The 15,381-nt window shown below is 61.2% G+C and carries 17 protein-coding genes and 1 riboswitch; of the genes, 11 read left to right on the top strand and 6 right to left on the bottom strand.

Annotated features, from left to right (window positions below):
- Together B3849_RS15395 and B3849_RS15400 are read right to left on the bottom strand one after the other, a co-directional pair.
- Window positions 1–469, bottom strand: a 469-nt coding sequence (locus B3849_RS15395) for an alpha/beta fold hydrolase (protein WP_286780415.1), incomplete at its 3' end; no start/stop codon positions are given.
- Entirely contained in the window at window positions 469–1,155 is a 687-nt protein-coding gene (locus tag B3849_RS15400) for a haloacid dehalogenase type II (protein ID WP_286780416.1), read from the bottom strand. The genes B3849_RS15400 and B3849_RS15395, both read right to left, overlap by 1 nt.
- A 183-nt stretch (window positions 1,156–1,338) precedes the next feature.
- Between B3849_RS15400 and B3849_RS15405 the strand changes: the two genes are divergently transcribed.
- Window positions 1,339–1,767 carry an FKBP-type peptidyl-prolyl cis-trans isomerase gene (locus tag B3849_RS15405; RefSeq protein WP_005849439.1) on the top strand — a complete coding sequence of 143 codons (429 nt, stop codon included), beginning with the start codon at window positions 1,339–1,341 and terminating at the stop codon, window positions 1,765–1,767.
- 96 nt (window positions 1,768–1,863) lie between these two features.
- Window positions 1,864–2,976 (top strand): THUMP domain-containing class I SAM-dependent RNA methyltransferase, encoded by a 1,113-nt coding sequence (locus B3849_RS15410; RefSeq protein ID WP_278425571.1) that lies wholly within the window; start codon window positions 1,864–1,866, stop codon window positions 2,974–2,976.
- A gap of 116 nt (window positions 2,977–3,092) precedes the next feature.
- On the opposite strand, the gene B3849_RS15415 is transcribed toward B3849_RS15410, so the two are convergent.
- The 3 genes from B3849_RS15415 to fabA form a co-directional block, all read right to left on the bottom strand.
- Window positions 3,093–3,884 carry an enoyl-ACP reductase FabI gene (locus B3849_RS15415; protein ID WP_278425572.1) on the bottom strand — a complete coding sequence of 264 codons (792 nt, stop codon included), beginning with the start codon at window positions 3,882–3,884 and terminating at the stop codon, window positions 3,093–3,095.
- A 9-nt stretch (window positions 3,885–3,893) separates the two neighbouring features.
- Window positions 3,894–5,123 (bottom strand): beta-ketoacyl-ACP synthase I, encoded by a 1,230-nt coding sequence (fabB, locus tag B3849_RS15420; protein ID WP_005849436.1) that lies wholly within the window; start codon window positions 5,121–5,123, stop codon window positions 3,894–3,896.
- Between the two features lie 177 nt (window positions 5,124–5,300).
- Window positions 5,301–5,810, bottom strand: a complete 510-nt coding sequence (gene fabA / locus B3849_RS15425; protein WP_005849435.1) for a bifunctional 3-hydroxydecanoyl-ACP dehydratase/trans-2-decenoyl-ACP isomerase — start codon at window positions 5,808–5,810, stop codon at window positions 5,301–5,303.
- Window positions 5,811–6,003: 193 nt separating this feature from the next.
- Here fabA and irrA point away from each other — a divergent pair, with 193 nt between their 5' ends.
- Window positions 6,004–6,423 (top strand): iron response transcriptional regulator IrrA, encoded by a 420-nt coding sequence (irrA, locus tag B3849_RS15430; RefSeq protein WP_005849434.1) that lies wholly within the window; start codon window positions 6,004–6,006, stop codon window positions 6,421–6,423.
- Between the two features lie 42 nt (window positions 6,424–6,465).
- Here the strand turns inward: irrA and B3849_RS15435 are convergent, their stop codons facing one another.
- A complete protein-coding gene (locus B3849_RS15435; protein ID WP_260003481.1) occupies window positions 6,466–7,341 on the bottom strand; it encodes a glycosyltransferase family 2 protein in 876 nt (291 codons plus the stop codon).
- 114 nt (window positions 7,342–7,455) lie between these two features.
- Here B3849_RS15435 and miaB point away from each other — a divergent pair, with 114 nt between their 5' ends.
- The 8 genes from miaB to metK all read left to right on the top strand — a co-directional run bounded on the left by miaB (window position 7,456) and on the right by metK (window position 15,325).
- Entirely contained in the window at window positions 7,456–8,775 is a 1,320-nt protein-coding gene (miaB, locus tag B3849_RS15440) for a tRNA (N6-isopentenyl adenosine(37)-C2)-methylthiotransferase MiaB (protein WP_005849432.1), read from the top strand.
- A gap of 220 nt (window positions 8,776–8,995) precedes the next feature.
- Window positions 8,996–9,571 carry an OmpA family protein gene (locus B3849_RS15445; RefSeq protein WP_005849431.1) on the top strand — a complete coding sequence of 192 codons (576 nt, stop codon included), beginning with the start codon at window positions 8,996–8,998 and terminating at the stop codon, window positions 9,569–9,571.
- A 15-nt stretch (window positions 9,572–9,586) separates the two neighbouring features.
- The gene (locus B3849_RS15450; protein WP_005849430.1) at window positions 9,587–9,898 is read left to right on the top strand and encodes a hypothetical protein; all 312 of its coding nucleotides are present in this window, start codon (window positions 9,587–9,589) and stop codon (window positions 9,896–9,898) included.
- 154 nt (window positions 9,899–10,052) lie between these two features.
- Window positions 10,053–11,042 (top strand): PhoH family protein, encoded by a 990-nt coding sequence (locus B3849_RS15455; protein ID WP_009825126.1) that lies wholly within the window; start codon window positions 10,053–10,055, stop codon window positions 11,040–11,042.
- Window positions 11,043–11,109: 67 nt separating this feature from the next.
- Entirely contained in the window at window positions 11,110–11,634 is a 525-nt protein-coding gene (gene ybeY, locus B3849_RS15460) for an rRNA maturation RNase YbeY (RefSeq protein WP_005849428.1), read from the top strand.
- A gap of 20 nt (window positions 11,635–11,654) precedes the next feature.
- Window positions 11,655–12,563: a hemolysin family protein gene (locus B3849_RS15465; RefSeq protein ID WP_168593240.1), complete on the top strand. Its 909-nt coding sequence runs from the start codon at window positions 11,655–11,657 to the stop codon at window positions 12,561–12,563.
- Window positions 12,563–14,080 (top strand): apolipoprotein N-acyltransferase, encoded by a 1,518-nt coding sequence (lnt, locus tag B3849_RS15470; protein ID WP_286780417.1) that lies wholly within the window; start codon window positions 12,563–12,565, stop codon window positions 14,078–14,080. The genes B3849_RS15465 and lnt overlap by 1 nt, the downstream gene beginning before the upstream one ends.
- 8 nt (window positions 14,081–14,088) lie before the next feature.
- Window positions 14,089–14,136, top strand: a riboswitch (SAM-SAH riboswitch).
- A 4-nt stretch (window positions 14,137–14,140) separates the two neighbouring features.
- A complete protein-coding gene (gene metK / locus B3849_RS15475) occupies window positions 14,141–15,325 on the top strand; it encodes a methionine adenosyltransferase (protein WP_005849425.1) in 1,185 nt (394 codons plus the stop codon).
- The last annotated feature ends 56 nt before the right edge of the window (window positions 15,326–15,381 follow it).

Raw genomic sequence — 15,381 nt, forward strand, 5'->3', positions numbered from 1 at the left:
GAAACACACGCGGCATGGCGGCGGCGGCTTCGGCATGGGTCTTGGCAGCAGGGTTGCGGCCGATATAGCCCATGATGAAATCCAGCCCCTGCGGGTCAATATGCGGGCCAACGTCGTTAAAGGCCACGCCCAGCAACCTACCCTTGGCTCCCTTGGCCAGCCCCAATGCATTCAGCCCCCCGCGCGAGGTGCCAAGCACGGCGGCCTTGTCGATGCCAAGATAATCCAGCAGCTCCAGCGCATCACGACATTCAATAGGGGGGGAATAGTGTGACCAGTCAGGGTCGAAGTCAGATTGCCCGCGCCCGCGATAGTCCATCTTGATCAGCCGCACGCCATTCAGATGGGGGGTGACATAGTCGAAATCCGCTGTGGTCCGCGTCAATCCTGCAAGGCAGAGAATCGGCAGACCCGCCCCTTCGTCGGTGAAATAGAGCGATAGCCCGTCGGATGTGGTGAAATGAGCCATTATACGCCTGCCAGTTCTGGGATGCCGTTGAGGTCCTGCAGCACATGGGCCGGTTGCCACGGCAGCCGGTCCATCGGCTCTCCCGCGCGGTTGACCCAAGCGGTGGTAAAGCCAAAGCCTGTCGCCGCCGCTGCATCCCATCCATTGGACGAGACAAACAACACCTCGGAGGTCGCGCAGGCAAAGCGCTGACCGACCAGTTCATAGACTTTGGCATGTGGTTTGAAGACGCCGACGCTTTCCACCGACAGCACCGCATCCAGCGTGTCACCCAGATTGGCGGAGGAAACCGCACCGTCCAGCATGGCTGGTGATCCGTTCGACAAGATCGCGGTATTCAGCCCAGCTTCCTTCAGTGTTTTCAGCATCTTGGGCACTTCGGGGAAGGCCTGAAGCTCCCAGTAAAGCGCCAGCAGGCGTTCGCGCAGGGCGGGGTCGTTGTCGTGGCCGGTCTTGGCCAAAGCCCAGTCCAGACCCTCTTGGGTGACCTGCCAGAAATCGTCGTGGGCCCCGGTGACAGCGCGCAGCCAGGAATAGCCAAGCTGCTTTTGCCGCCAATGTTCGGCGATCTGCGGCCAGCTGTCTTTTATCGCTGCAAAATCCGGCTCTGACGCGGCTTGTCGTGCGGCTGCGGCCACATCGAACAAGGTGCCATATGCGTCGAACACGCATGTTGTAATCGCCATGATTTCCCCCCTGAATATTTCTTCCGCAAGACTGTCACGACCCGTCACGACAGAAAAGGCCGAAAAACTGGCCTCATGGGGGTTTACGACGGGACGCAGGCTTGAAACACTGCGCGCCGAACCCGGAGCACCCGCGCAGATACGCGGCCTCCTGTATTTTCCCTTTATGGATCGGAGCTTTCTATGACGCAGGTTAAATCCGGCGATACTGTTGCTATTCACTACACTGGTACCCTGCTTGACGGCAGCACCTTCGACAGCTCGGAAGGGCGCGAGCCTTTGGAGTTCACGGTCGGGTCCGGCCAGATCATCCCCGGCCTCGACAGCGCGATGCCCGGCATGGAAGTCGGCGACAAGAAAGTCGTCAAGATCGGCAGCGCAGAGGCCTACGGCGATGTGAATCCCGAAATGCGTCAGGCCGTGCCACGCGAAGGTATCCCTGCGGATATCCCGCTGGAAATCGGCACGCAGCTGCAGATGCAAACCCCGGACGGGCAGGCGATGCCGGTGATGGTTGTCGAGGTTGACGACGCCACTGTGACCCTTGACGCCAACCACCCGCTGGCGGGCAAAGACCTGCAGTTCGACATCGAACTGGTAAAAATCGCCTGAACCAGGCCCATACAGTCCGGCGCTTTTGATCGCGCCGGACTGTCTTGCTCCAAGAAACCGCTCGAAACCTCGCGCGCCGCGCAGTAAGCAGCGGTTATGGACAGTCAAAACACCTTCGACATTTTTATCGTGGCCACCCCCGGTCTGGAAGACATGCTTCTCGCCGAGGTGACAGAGAAAGGCTTTGCCGATCCTGTGGCCTCGCCCGGCGGGATCACGGTGCAGGGCGGCTGGCCCGAGGTCTGGCGCGCGAACCTGCACCTGCGCGGAGCCTCGCGCGTGCTGGCGCGGATCGGGTCCTTCATGGCGTTCCATCTGGCGCAGCTGGACAAACGCGCGCGCAAGTTCCCCTGGGGCGATGTGCTGCGCGCCGATGTGCCGCTGCGGGTGCAGGTGACCACGAAAGCCTCTAAAATCTATCACGCCGGTGCCGCGACGAAGCGGATTGAAACCGCCTTGCGCGAAAGCCTCGGGGTCACGATCTCGCCCGAGGCGGCTCTCGTGCTCAAGGTCCGGATCGACGACAATGTGGTGACCATCAGCCTCGATACCTCGGGCGAGGCGCTGCACAAACGCGGCCACAAGGAAGCCGTGGGCAAAGCGCCGATGCGCGAAAACCTAGCCTATCTGATGTTGCGTCAGACGGGGTACACGGGCACCGAGACGGTGGTCGATCCCATGTGCGGTTCAGGGACCTTCGTGATCGAGGCGGCCGAGATCGCCATGGGCCTCAACCCCGGCCGCTCGCGCCATTTCGCTTTCGAAGACCTCTCGAGCTTTGACGCTGACCAATGGGCCGCCATGCGCGACACCCCCACCACATCCACGCCGCTGCGTTTCTATGGTTCTGACCGTGACGCGGGTGCCGTCCGGATGAGCCGTATGAATGCCGAACGGGCAGGGGTGGCCGATGCCGTGACCTTCGAAAACCATGCCGCGGGCGAGCTGACGCCGCCCGACGGTCCCCCCGGCCTTGTCATGGTGAACCCGCCCTACGGCGGGCGCATCGGCAACAAGAAACTGCTTTATCCGCTGTATGGCACGCTCGGCCAAACGCTGCTGACCCGCTTTAAAGGCTGGCGCGTCGGCCTTGTCACGTCCGAGCCGCCCTTGGCCAAAGCCACCGGCCTGCCGTGGAAACCCCAAGGCCCTGCTATCGCCCACGGCGGTATGAAGGTCTGGCTCTACCAAACCCCGCCCCTACGCTAAACGCGACGGCCCTTTTCAGACGCGCCGCGCCATTTCCAAATGGTCTGAAATCCCGGGGTCCGGGGCAGAGCCCCGTAAATAGAACTTTGTGGCAGCGCCCCGGTCCGCCAGTACCTTTAAAGGTTCTCCGCCTGCGGCATCCCCAGCACATGGAACCCACCATCAACGCGGATGATCTCGCCCGTTGTGCAAGCCCCGGCATCCGAGGCCAGATAGACCGCGGTCCCGCCGACCGCTTCCAACGTCGCATTGGCGCGCATGGGGGCGTTTGTGTCGGTGTGCTTATAGGTCTTGCGCGCCCCGCCAATCGCGGCACCGGCAAGCGTTTTCATCGGGCCGGGGCTGATCGCGTTGACGCGGATGCCTTCGGCGCCCAGATCATTCGCCAGATAGCGCGTGGCGCTTTCCAGTGCGGCTTTGGCCACGCCCATGACGTTGTAGTTGGGCGTCACGCGGTTTGATCCCATATAGGTCAGCGTCAGCAGGGTGCCGCCATTCTCGACCATCAGCGGGTGCGCACGGCGGGCGATCTCGATGAAGGAATAGGCCGAGATATCCATGGAGTTCTTGAAGTTCGCGCGGCTGGTGTTCAGGAACCGGCCAGTCAGCTCGGACTTGTCGGAAAAGGCAATGGCGTGGACGACGAAGTCGATCGTGGGCCAACGTGCGCCCAACTGCTCGAACGCGGCATCAAGCGAGGCGTCGTCGGTGACATCGACATCGACCATGAAGTCCGACCCGACGCTTTCGGCCAAGGGCTTGAGGCGCGAGCCAAAGGCCTCGCCCTGATAGGTGAACGCCAGTTCCGCACCGGCTTCCGCCATCGCCTTGGCAATGCCCCAAGCGATGGAGCGTTCGTTCGCGACACCCATGATCAGGCCGCGTTTTCCTTTAAGCATGTCTGACATCTGCTGCCCTTACTCTTGGAATTTGGAAAGGATCATCGATCCGTTGGTGCCGCCGAACCCGAAGGAGTTGGTCATCACCGAATCCAGACCGGCATTGTCCACACGCTCCAGCGCGATTTCGGACGGGTCCAGTTTCGGGTCCAGATCAACGACGTTGATGGATTTGGCGATAAAGTCATTCTTGAGCATCAGCAGGCAGAAGATCGCCTCGAGCGCGCCGGCGGCGCCTTGGGCGTGGCCGGTCATCGACTTGGTCGAGCTGACGGGGGGCGTGCTGCCCTGGCCAAAGACGCGACGGACCGCTTCGATCTCGCCCACGTCGCCGACCGGTGTGGAGGTACCATGCGCGTTGATATAGCCGACCTTGCGGCCCTCGGGCAGGGTTTCCAGCGCCAGACGCATGGCGCGTTCGCCGCCTTCGCCGGACGGGGCCACCATGTCGTGACCATCGGATGTCGCCGCATAGCCAGTGACTTCGGCATAGATCGTGGCACCGCGCGCCTTGGCGTGCTCAAGCTCTTCGAGCACCAGCATGCCGCCGCCGCCCGAGATGACGAACCCGTCGCGGTTGGCGTCAAAGGCGCGGCTCGCGGTTTCGGGGGCGTCGTTGTATTTACTGCTCATCGCGCCCATGGCGTCGAACAGGCAGGACAGCGTCCAGTCAAGCTCTTCGCCGCCGCCAGCGAACATCACGTCCTGTTTGCCCAGCATGATCTGTTCTGCCGCGTTGCCGATGCAATGCAGCGAGGTAGAGCAGGCCGAGGTGATGGAATAGTTGATGCCCTTGATCTTGAAGGCGGTCGACAGGTTCGCGCTGACGGTGGAGGACATGCATTTCGGCACGGCAAACGGTCCGATCCGCTTGGTCGCGCCGGTGTCGCGCACCACGTTATGCGCGGTGAACAGCGCCGATGTCGATGGCCCGCCGGAGCCCGCCACAAGGCCGGTGCGCGGGTTGCTGATCTGGTCTTCGCTCAGGCCCGCATCCGCAATGGCCTGCTGCATGGCGATATAGGCATAAGCCGCACCGCCGCCCATGAAACGCAGCGCGCGTTTGTCGATGTGGTCGGCCACATCAATCTTGAGCGTCCCTGCAACGCGGCTGCGAAAGCCGTGCTCTGTCATTTCGGGGCTGGCGACGATGCCGCTGGTCCCGTCTTTCAGCGATGCCAGAACTTCTTCTGCATTGTTTCCGATGGACGAGACAATTCCCAATCCTGTGACGACGACGCGGCGCATGGGCTGCACTCCCTTGATCTGTGTGGGGCGGGTGCCCTCTTGATGCTGCGCGGCCCGCACGCTTGTCGCGGGGCCGCACGTTCGTTTCCCGTTTGCCGCCTATGGGGCGACAAATCAAGTCATCAGTCTGTCTGGATGATCAGCAAGGTGATCCGAGCGATGATCTGACGGGTGGGCTTAGCTCTCGCTCAGCGCGACCTTCATGTCCTTGACCTGATAGATCACTTCGCCGTCGGCTTCGACGATGCCATCGGCAACGCCCATGGTCAGGCGGCGAGTCTGGATCGCTTTGGTAAAGTCGATCTTGTAGGTCAGCATCTTGCGGTCAGGGCGTACCATGCCGGTCAGCTTCACTTCGCCCACGCCAAGCGCATAGCCGCGCCCCTGCCAGCCGCGCCAGCCAAGGTTAAAGCCGGTCAGCTGCCACAGACCATCCAGGCCAAGGCAGCCGGGCATGATCGGGTTGCCGGGGAAGTGGCAGTCAAAGAACCACAGGTCGGGCGTGATGTCGAATTCTGCCGTGATGTGGCCTTTGCCATGGGCACCGCCATCGGCGGAGACGTCTGTGATCCGGTCCATCATCAGCATCGGCGGGGCGGGCAGCTGCGCGTTGCCTTCGCCGAAAAGCTCGCCACGGGCGCATTTGAGCAGGGCTTCTTTGTCAAAGCTGGTGGGGTAGTCGGCCATATTATCGCGGCTCCTGAGGGCTGAATTTCAAATCCCGGCAGGTTTAGCATTGCGCGCCGCAGGCCCGCAAGGGCGCAGGCACACCGCATTTACGCGACGGCGAAAGGCGGCGCTGGCAAGAGTTTCCGGATTTCCGTTTGAAAACCGCCCCCATTGCCCCTTATATATAGCGCATGAGAGGTACTTATAGCCAATGACCCAAACAACACAGCAGATCAGTTCTGAGTGGCTTGCCAAGGCGGGCCTGCGCCCCACGCGGCAGCGCATGACGCTGGCGCATCTGTTGGTGGGCGACGGTCAGCACCGCCATGTCACCGCCGAAAGCCTGTTTGACGCGGCCAAGGGGCAGGGCGATGCCGTGTCGCTGGCAACGGTCTACAACACCCTGCGCGCCTTTTGCGACGCGGGGCTGATGCAGGAAGTCACGGTTGACGGGTCCAAAAGCTATTTCGATACCAACACCCATGATCACCCCCATTTTTTCTGGGAGGACGAGGCACGCCTGTCCGATGCGCCTTCTGACCAGTTGGTGATCGCGCAACTGCCCGACGCCCCCGAAGGGGCCGAGATCGCCTCGGTCGATGTGGTGATCCGTCTGCGCCGCAAGGGCTAGGGCCATTCGGTCAAGGGCACGGTTTTTACCGGTCCCCTGCGTTCAGAACCACTGCCCCGGTTCCATCAACCCCAGATCCAGCAGTTGGCGAGAATGCCATTCAAACGGCGCGGAGTTGTGCCATTTGAAGCTGGCGATACTATCCCTGCTGCCCGGGTTGGACTTGAGCGCCTTGGCCGTGCGGAAAGAACAGATCGACGCCGTGATATTGTGGTGCCACGGGCAGGCGTAGGTGTTGTATTCTTCATCCGTGAAGGTGTGATCGTCCCGCATCCGCAAGCCGGGCTTGGCGCGGAACAGCGAGATACGGTCGATCTTGCGCCGCGCGGCGGGCACATGTTCCTCGAACCGCCAACGCAATCCGCCAAAGAAATCAAGTTGCCGTTCTTTGGGATGGTTGTCCGGCGTGCCGTCAGGCCGCGCCAGCGCGTAATAGCCGGACCGGTCCAGAAAGGCGTTGTCCAGCGATACCGCGTTCGGGGCGGCACCTAGATCATCTGCATAAAGATCAACGACATAGGTGAGCATTGCATCGCGGCGCTCTTCCGTGTGAAAGGCCAGCAACTCCCCCACGGTGCGCGTCTCGCAGAAAGGGTAGAACAGATATTCGGCGTTGTAGCAGGTATAAAGCCATTGCCCCGGTGCGGCCTCGATCACGGCGTTTACGGCATTTTCCAGCGCGCCCTCGCGGTCCATGTCGTAATCCACGCGCAGCACGCCTTTGCTTTCGGAGACATCACGGGCCAGCGCGAAGCTGGCGGGCATAAAGGCGACAACAGTGGCAAAGCCAAGCTGCTGGTGGTGGCGCAGCGTCGTCTCGATCTCTATCGCGTCCTCGACCATGATGAGGGCAATGGGCCCCTTGCTCAGCACCGCTTTGCTGTCACTGATAAAATGGTCAAGACTGCGGTACTGCATGACACCCCGGCTCTATTTGTACTGTGCCCTAAATCTGTCAAATCGGGACGCATTGCAAGAGAACGCTGGCGCTGTTAGACCGCGCTTTTGCACCTTTGATCAACGGACCCTGCCATGACCGCGCCAAAAAAGCTGTTCATCAAGACCTACGGCTGCCAGATGAATGTCTACGACAGTGAACGTATGGCCGAGTCTCTGGGCGATAACTACGTCGAGACAAAGACCGCAGCTGACGCCGATATGATCCTGCTGAACACCTGTCACATCCGTGAAAAGGCAGCAGAAAAAGTCTATTCCGAACTGGGCCGCCTGAAGCCTCTTAAGGAACTGAACCCCGATTTGAAGATTGGCGTCGCAGGCTGCGTGGCGCAGGCCGAAGGGGCCGAGATCATGCGCCGTCAGCCGGCCGTCGATCTGGTCGTGGGGCCGCAATCCTATCACCGCCTTCCCGCGATGGAGGCGCGCGTGCGCTCTGGCAAAACCGCGCTTGATACGGATTTCCCCGAAGAGGATAAATTCGAAAAGCTGAAAGGCCGCGGCAAAGCGACGCGTGCGCCGTCTGCGTTTCTGACGGTGCAGGAAGGCTGCGACAAATTCTGCGCCTTCTGCGTGGTGCCCTATACCCGCGGGGCCGAAGTCTCGCGCCCCGCGACCCGCGTGCTGACCGAAGCGCGCGAACTGGTAGAACGCGGCGTGCGCGAAGTCACCCTGCTGGGTCAGAACGTCAATGCCTATCACGGCGTGGGGGAAGAGGGGGCGGATTACACGCTCGCCCGCCTGATCAAGGAGTTGGCCAAGATCGACGGGCTAGAGCGTATCCGCTACACCACCAGCCACCCCAACGATATGGACGATGCGCTGATCGCCGCCCATGGCGAGATCGACAAGCTGATGCCCTATCTGCACCTGCCCGTGCAATCCGGCTCGGACCGTATCCTCAAGCGGATGAACCGCAGCCACACCGCCGAAAGCTATCTGCGGCTGATCGAACGCATCCGCGCCGCTCGCCCCGATATCGTGATGTCGGGCGATTTCATCGTCGGCTTCCCCGAAGAAACCGACGCAGACTTCGAAGCCACGATGGAGCTCGTCCGCGAGGTGAAATACGGCTACGCCTATTCGTTCAAATACTCGACCCGTCCCGGCACCCCCGCCGCCGAACGCCCGCAGGTAGAGCCCGCCATAGCTGACGAACGCCTCCAGCGCTTGCAAGGGCTGATCACCGGTCAACAGCGCGAGATCCAGAACAGCATGGTGGGGCGCGATGTTTCTGTTCTTGTCGAAAAAGCGGGCCGCGAGGCGGGGCAGATGGTGGGGAAATCCGAATACCTCCACTCTGTGCATATCGACGAGGCGCAGGCCGAAATTGGCGACGTTGTCCGCGTCAGAATCGTTGATGCCAAAACCAATTCGCTGACGGCACGTCAGATTTAGGTGTCACCGGTCGCGATTTGCCCGCAATGATTGTAGACCAAAACGACTGCAATGGCCGGAAAATGGCGTAAGTGTGGCAGTAATATAGTAAATATCGCCGCATTCGCGCTTCACAGAAGCGCCTTTACCTCTTAATCTCACAACATATAGCGGACGACCGTGGTGCCTGGGGTATCTGTGGGTCTTCCGACTGGGGGACAGTAAGAAAAGGACGAGGGCTGTGTTTAATACAATTTCCAAGGGGCTACGGCTGTTTGCGGGCACGATGATTGCCGCAACATTCGTGCTTCAGGCATCTGCTGCCGATGCACAAACAAGATCTCAACAGGGCCGTGACAAGGGCCAGTATATTCCAACAATCTGGGTTGACCCCGATGGGTGTGAACATTGGGTCATGGATGACGGTGCCGAAGGCTATATGACACCGCATGTCACCCGTCAGGGTATTCCGGTCTGCCGCCGGGGTAACGTCTGCGGCGTGATGAATACGGACCAGTTTTTCAACACCGACAGCTACCGTGTGCACCCGCAGGGCCGCGCCCGCCTGGCTGAATTCTTCAAGACCACGGGTGCCGTGTCCTATATCATCAGCGGGCACACAGACAGCCGCGCGTCGGATGCCTATAACATGAAGCTGTCGCTGAACCGTGCCAATGCGGTTGCCAGCATCGCCCAGCAATCGGGGGCCCGCATTGCGGATGTCCGTGGCTATGGCGAACGGATGCCAGCGGCGTCCAATGGCACAGCGGGCGGTATGGCCAAGAACCGCCGCGTCGAAATCATCTGCATTCGCTAAGGGGACAGTAACGTGATGAAAGCTAAGATTATGATGGTCACCGCCTGCGCCCTGACACTGGGTGCCTGCGCTGACTACGAAGGCCGGGGCTATCCCGCCGATAAAACCGTCGACCGTGGTTTTGACAAAAAGCACCTGAGCCAGCTTCAGGCCGGCATCTGGGTCGATCCCAATGGCTGCGACCATTGGATCATCGACGACGGCGTCGAAGGCTACCTGAGCCAGCGACTGGACAAATACGGCAAGCCGGTCTGCTCTGGCGTGGCCCAGCCCACATATACGGCGGGCGACTTCAAAGGCGGCTCGCGCGTCCGAGATCCCAACTGATCTTGCGACCACTCCTACACATAGGATCGGGCCGGCGCGTTTTACGCTCCGGCCCTTTTTTGTCGGCCCAAAGGGGTACATAGTTTGAATATGGGACCCATATTAATCCAAAGACACCTCCAATTAGGAAAACGCTTTGCCATCTAGTGACACAATGACGCCTCCCGCTTCTCACGCGCAGCAGCTTGAATTTCCGGACAACCGGCTTCTGATCGATCTCTGCGGCCCCTATGACGCCAACCTGACCGCCGTAGAGACGGCGCTTGAGGTCCAGATCGTGCGTCGGGGCAACCATCTGTCGGTGATGGGAGAGGAAGACGCGACCACCCGCGCGGCCTCTGTGCTCGAAGGGCTTTACGCCCGACTGGAAGGCGGGCGCAGTGTGGAGCCCGCCGATGTCACCAGTTTGCTACGCATGGGCGATTCCGCCGCTGGGACGGGGGTGCGCCCGGGCGACCAGATCGAGATGCCGAATTTGGGTGGCGTCGAAATCCAGACCCGCAAGAAACGCGTCGAACCCCGCACGGCTGCGCAGAAAGCCTATGTGCAATCACTGTTCGATAACGAACTGGCCTTCGGCATCGGCCCTGCCGGTACGGGTAAAACCTATCTTGCGGTGGCCGTCGGCGTGTCGATGTTCATCGGGGGCCACGTGGACCGCATCATCCTGTCGCGCCCTGCCGTTGAGGCGGGGGAGAAGCTGGGCTACCTGCCCGGTGACATGAAAGACAAGGTCGATCCCTACATGCAGCCCCTTTATGACGCGCTGAATGATTTCTTGCCCGGCAAGCAACTGGCCAAACTGATCGAAGAGAAAAAGATCGAGATCGCGCCGCTGGCCTTCATGCGCGGGCGGACCCTGTCCAACGCCTTTGTTGTGCTGGACGAGGCGCAGAACGCGACCTCGATGCAGATGAAGATGTTCCTGACCCGTCTGGGCGAAGGCTCGCGGATGGTGATCACCGGTGACCGGACCCAGATCGACTTGCCACGCGGCGTGCCATCGGGCTTGCAGGACGCGGAACGGCTGCTCAAGACGATTCCCAAGATCAGCTTTAACTACTTCACCTCGAAAGACGTGGTGCGCCACCCGCTCGTGGCCGCGATCATCGAAGCCTATGAAGCAGATGCAGGCCACGCGTGATGTCCGGCTGCTTCATTTTGCCAGATAAACTCCGGGGGGCCGGGGGCTGGCCCCCGGTGGGGCGCTGATGCAGGCGCTTGACGTGATAGAGGAAGACCCCCGTTGGGCCGGTCTGGACCTTGATACCCTATGCCCCCGCGCGATGCGCGCCACATTGGCGCATCTGTCGCTGGATGCCGACACCGCCGAGGTGACGGTGCTGGCCTGCGACGATGCACATATCGCCACGTTGAACGCAGATTTCCGCGACAAGCCCACGCCGACAAATGTGCTTAGCTGGCCTGCCGAGGAACGCGGAGCCGCGCGCGACGGCGAACTTCCGCTGCCGGTCACGCCGGGGTTCGACAATATGCTGGAACTGGGCGACATCGCGATTTCATATGACACCTGCCACGCCGAGGCAGAGGCCGCAGGCCGTCCGATGGCCGATCACGTGACCCATTTGATCGTGCACGGGCTGCTTCACCTGTTGGGGTATGACCATGAACGGGACGGGGATGCGACCCTGATGGAACGGTTAGAGGTAGAAATACTTGGCAAATTGGGGTTGGATGACCCATATAGAGACGACGCAGTGCAACCGCCTGCCTAAACACATAAAGACAGGACCCGATGGGCGACACAGACGGATCATCTGAGGCGGCGCAGAGCGCGCAGTTGGAAGACATCATACCGGCCTCCGAGGCCGAAGAAACCGAAGACACCCCGAAATCCGGTGGCTTCTTTTCCCGGGTCATGGGCGCACTCAGCGCGTCGGACAACGAGGAAGAGGAGGAGATCACCGCGGCACAGGCTGACAGGCTGTCGACCCGCGGCATGATGAACCTGCGCCGGATGCGAGTGGATGATGTGGCGGTGCCCAAGGCTGATATCACTGCCGTGCCGGTGACCTCGACGCTGGATGAGCTGGTCGGCGTGTTCAAGGATAGCGGTCTGACGCGCCTGCCGGTGTATGACGGCACGCTCGATACCCCCGTTGGCATGGCCCACCTCAAGGATCTGGCTCTGACCCACGGATTTAATGGCCGAAACACCGAATTTGACCTTCAGGCGATGCTGCGTCCCTTGCTGTTCGTGCCGCCGTCCATGACCATCGGCGTCTTGCTGACCAAGATGCAGGCCGAACGGCGCCATATGGCGCTGGTGATTGACGAATACGGCGGGGTCGACGGGCTGGTCACAATCGAGGATCTGATCGAACAGGTCATCGGCGAGATCGAAGACGAACACGACGTGGACGAAGGCAAATACTGGACGGTCGAAAAACCCGGCTGCTACCTCGCGCTGGCCAAGACACCCTTGGATGACTTCGAGGCCGAGATTGGCCATTCGCTGACCGACCACGATGATGTTGACGAAGAAGAGATCGATACCCTTGGCGGGTTGGTCTTCATGCTGTCGGGACGGGTGCCGGCGCGTGGCGAAGTGGTCGTGCATCCCGATGGCCCCGAGTTCGAGGTGATCGACGCCGATCCGCGCCGGATCAAGCGTTTGCGCGTGCGTATGGCCGGAACTCACTGATGACTTTGCGCAGTGCCGCTTGGATGCGGTTCGGGGCCGCGGTGCTTGCGGGCGTTGTCGCGGCCTTTGGGCAGGCACCCTATGATTTGCCGCTGGTCTTGCTGGCTGCACTTGCGGCTGTTCTGTTGATCTACCGCGCTGCTGCAACGCCCCGGCAGGCCGCAGCGCTCGGGTGGGGCTTTGGCTTTGGCTATTTCTTGCATGGGTGGTCGTGGCTGATATCGCCCTTCATGGTCGACCCTGAACGCTATGCCTGGATGGCACCTTTTGCTGTGGCAGGGCTGACGGGCGGTTTGGCGTTGTATTGGGCTTTGGCGTTCTACGTGTCCCGCCGGTTGTCGGCACAGGTCTGGCCGCTGATCTTCGTCCTGCCCGCCGCGGAAATGCTGCGCGGTTATCTGTTCACCGGCTTCCCGTGGGGGATGTTCTCTCAGTCTTTGGTCAACCATTGGCCGGGGCAGGGGCTTGCGCTGGTGGGGCCCTACGGCATGACCCTTGCCTTTGTCGCGCTGGCTGTGGCGATGGTGCAGCGCGCGCGGGGCCCAATGCTGCGGCAGGGCGCTGTCTGGGGCGCGCGGGTCTTGGGTGTGGCGGCGTTGACGGTGCCCTTTGGAGGGGGCGACGCGCCGGTTACCGACCATATGATCCGTATGGTGCAGCCGAACGCGGCGCAGAAAGACAAATGGGACCCCGTCAAAATCCCCGAATTCTTTGATCGTCAGCTGGCGCTGACCGCTGCACCGCCTGCGCAGGGGGATGCGGCGCCTGATCTGATACTCTGGTCCGAAACCGCCATCGCATGGCCACTTGATTTGGCCCATGGCGCGCTGACCTATATCAGCGAAGCCGCAGCCGGTACGCCTGTGGTGCTGGGGGTGCAGCGGCGCGACGACATGGCCTATTACAACTCGGCCGTGTTGCTGGGGCCGGACGCCGAGGTTGTGCAGACCTATGACAAGCACCACCTCGTGCCCTTTGGCGAATATATCCCTTTTGGCGACCTGTTGGGCCGTATCGGTCTGCGCGGCATGGCGGCGCAGTTTGGCAGCGGGTTTTCCTCGGGTCCGGGGGCAGATCTGATGGATCTGGGGCCCTTGGGCCAGGCGCTGCCCCTGATCTGCTACGAGGCCGTCTTTGCACGGGACGTCAACGCTTCACCGGCGCGGCCCGCGTTCTTGATGCAGCTCACGAATGATGCGTGGTTCGGCAAGGGGCAGGGGCCGTTGCAGCATCTGGCTCAGGCCCGGATGCGCGCGATAGAACAAGGTCTGCCCATGGCACGCGTCGCCAACACGGGCGTTTCGGCGATGATTGACCCCTGGGGCCGCATCACAAAGAGTTTGGCTTTGAACGAGGCAGGCTTTCTGGATGCCCCTCTGCCCGCTCCACTTCCTGCGACACCCTATAGCAGGTGGGGGGAATGGCCGTTTCTTTTCATCACTTTGGCGGGGTTTGCCCTTGTTATCCTGCGCCGACGACGCAACTTAAAGTTTGACCAAAGGGGCAGGCAAAGCTAAGCCCCGTTAATCGGCCACAACGGCTTCCTGACGTGGCTAAGAAATCTATTGGAGCACTAAATGTCCCGCAAAAACTACACGTTCACTTCGGAATCCGTTTCCGAGGGCCACCCGGATAAGGTCTGCGACCGGATTTCCGACGCCGTACTTGATGCCTTTCTGACCGAAGAACCCGAAGCGCGTGTCGCAGCGGAGACCTTTGCCACCACCAATCGCGTGGTCATCGGCGGCGAGGTTGGCCTGTCGAACAAGGACAAGCTGGATGAATACCTTGGCAAGATCGACGGCATCGCCCGCGCCTGCATCAAGGACATCGGCTACGAGCAGGATGAATTCCACCACGCCACCTGCGAGATCACCAACCTGCTGCACCCGCAGTCGGCGCATATTGCGCAAGGCGTGGATGCGTCAGGCGACAAAGAAGAAGGCGCGGGCGATCAGGGCATCATGTTCGGTTTCGCCACCAACGAGACGCCAGAGCTGATGCCGGCGCCGATCCACTATGCCCATGCGATCCTGCGCCGTCTGGCCGAGGTGCGCAAAGACGGGACAGAGCCGACATTGCGCCCGGACGCCAAAAGCCAGCTTTCCGTGCGCTATGAAGACGGCAAGCCTGTTGGCGTGTCCTCTATCGTCTTGTCGACGCAGCACGCCGATGCAGGCCAGACCAGTGCCGACATCCGCGATATCGTCGAACCCTATATCACCCAGGTTCTGCCCGAAGGCTGGATCACCCCCGACACCGAATGGTGGGTGAACCCGACGGGGACCTTTGTCATCGGCGGCCCTGACGGCGACGCGGGCCTGACCGGGCGCAAGATCATTGTGGATACCTATGGCGGTGCGGCACCTCATGGGGGCGGCGCGTTCTCGGGGAAAGATCCGACGAAGGTTGACCGCTCTGCCGCCTATGTGGCGCGCTATCTGGCGAAAAACGTCGTGGCTGCCGGTCTGGCGGAAAAGTGTACGATCCAGCTGAGCTATGCCATCGGCGTGTCCAAGCCTCTGTCGATCTACTGCGATACCTATGGTGGCGACGCGGATGTCACGGATGCGGCGATTGAAAAGGCGATCCGCCAGATCATCGACCTGACACCGCGCGGCATCCGCGAGCATCTGCAGTTGAACCGCCCCATCTTTGAACGCACCGCGGCCTACGGCCACTTTGGTCGCGCGCCCGAAGCGGATGGCGGCTTTAGCTGGGAAAAGACCGATCTGGTCGATGCGCTGAAGGCCGCGCTGTAAACACATGCTTCATGGTACAAGAAAGGGCAGCCCCAATGGGCTGCCCTTTTGCGTTG

It is taken from the genome of Sulfitobacter sp. UBA4523 (assembly GCF_002388305.1).
GTDB classification, from domain to species: Bacteria; Pseudomonadota; Alphaproteobacteria; order Rhodobacterales; family Rhodobacteraceae; genus Sulfitobacter; species Sulfitobacter pontiacus.

What these genes read in the sequence shown, in the direction of transcription:
- B3849_RS15400 (WP_286780416.1), bottom strand. Translation starts at nt 1,155, where the DNA reads ATGGCGATTACAACATGCGTGTTCGACGCATATGGCACCTTGTTCGAT.
- B3849_RS15405 (WP_005849439.1), top strand. Translation starts at nt 1,339, where the DNA reads ATGACGCAGGTTAAATCCGGCGATACTGTTGCTATTCACTACACTGGT.
- B3849_RS15410 (WP_278425571.1), top strand. Translation starts at nt 1,864, where the DNA reads ATGGACAGTCAAAACACCTTCGACATTTTTATCGTGGCCACCCCCGGT.
- B3849_RS15415 (WP_278425572.1), bottom strand. Translation starts at nt 3,884, where the DNA reads ATGTCAGACATGCTTAAAGGAAAACGCGGCCTGATCATGGGTGTCGCG.
- fabB (WP_005849436.1), bottom strand. Translation starts at nt 5,123, where the DNA reads ATGCGCCGCGTCGTCGTCACAGGATTGGGAATTGTCTCGTCCATCGGA.
- fabA (WP_005849435.1), bottom strand. Translation starts at nt 5,810, where the DNA reads ATGGCCGACTACCCCACCAGCTTTGACAAAGAAGCCCTGCTCAAATGC.
- irrA (WP_005849434.1), top strand. Translation starts at nt 6,004, where the DNA reads ATGACCCAAACAACACAGCAGATCAGTTCTGAGTGGCTTGCCAAGGCG.
- B3849_RS15435 (WP_260003481.1), bottom strand. Translation starts at nt 7,341, where the DNA reads ATGCAGTACCGCAGTCTTGACCATTTTATCAGTGACAGCAAAGCGGTG.
- miaB (WP_005849432.1), top strand. Translation starts at nt 7,456, where the DNA reads ATGACCGCGCCAAAAAAGCTGTTCATCAAGACCTACGGCTGCCAGATG.
- B3849_RS15450 (WP_005849430.1), top strand. Translation starts at nt 9,587, where the DNA reads ATGAAAGCTAAGATTATGATGGTCACCGCCTGCGCCCTGACACTGGGT.
- B3849_RS15455 (WP_009825126.1), top strand. Translation starts at nt 10,053, where the DNA reads ATGACGCCTCCCGCTTCTCACGCGCAGCAGCTTGAATTTCCGGACAAC.
- ybeY (WP_005849428.1), top strand. Translation starts at nt 11,110, where the DNA reads ATGCAGGCGCTTGACGTGATAGAGGAAGACCCCCGTTGGGCCGGTCTG.
- B3849_RS15465 (WP_168593240.1), top strand. Translation starts at nt 11,655, where the DNA reads ATGGGCGACACAGACGGATCATCTGAGGCGGCGCAGAGCGCGCAGTTG.
- lnt (WP_286780417.1), top strand. Translation starts at nt 12,563, where the DNA reads ATGACTTTGCGCAGTGCCGCTTGGATGCGGTTCGGGGCCGCGGTGCTT.
- metK (WP_005849425.1), top strand. Translation starts at nt 14,141, where the DNA reads ATGTCCCGCAAAAACTACACGTTCACTTCGGAATCCGTTTCCGAGGGC.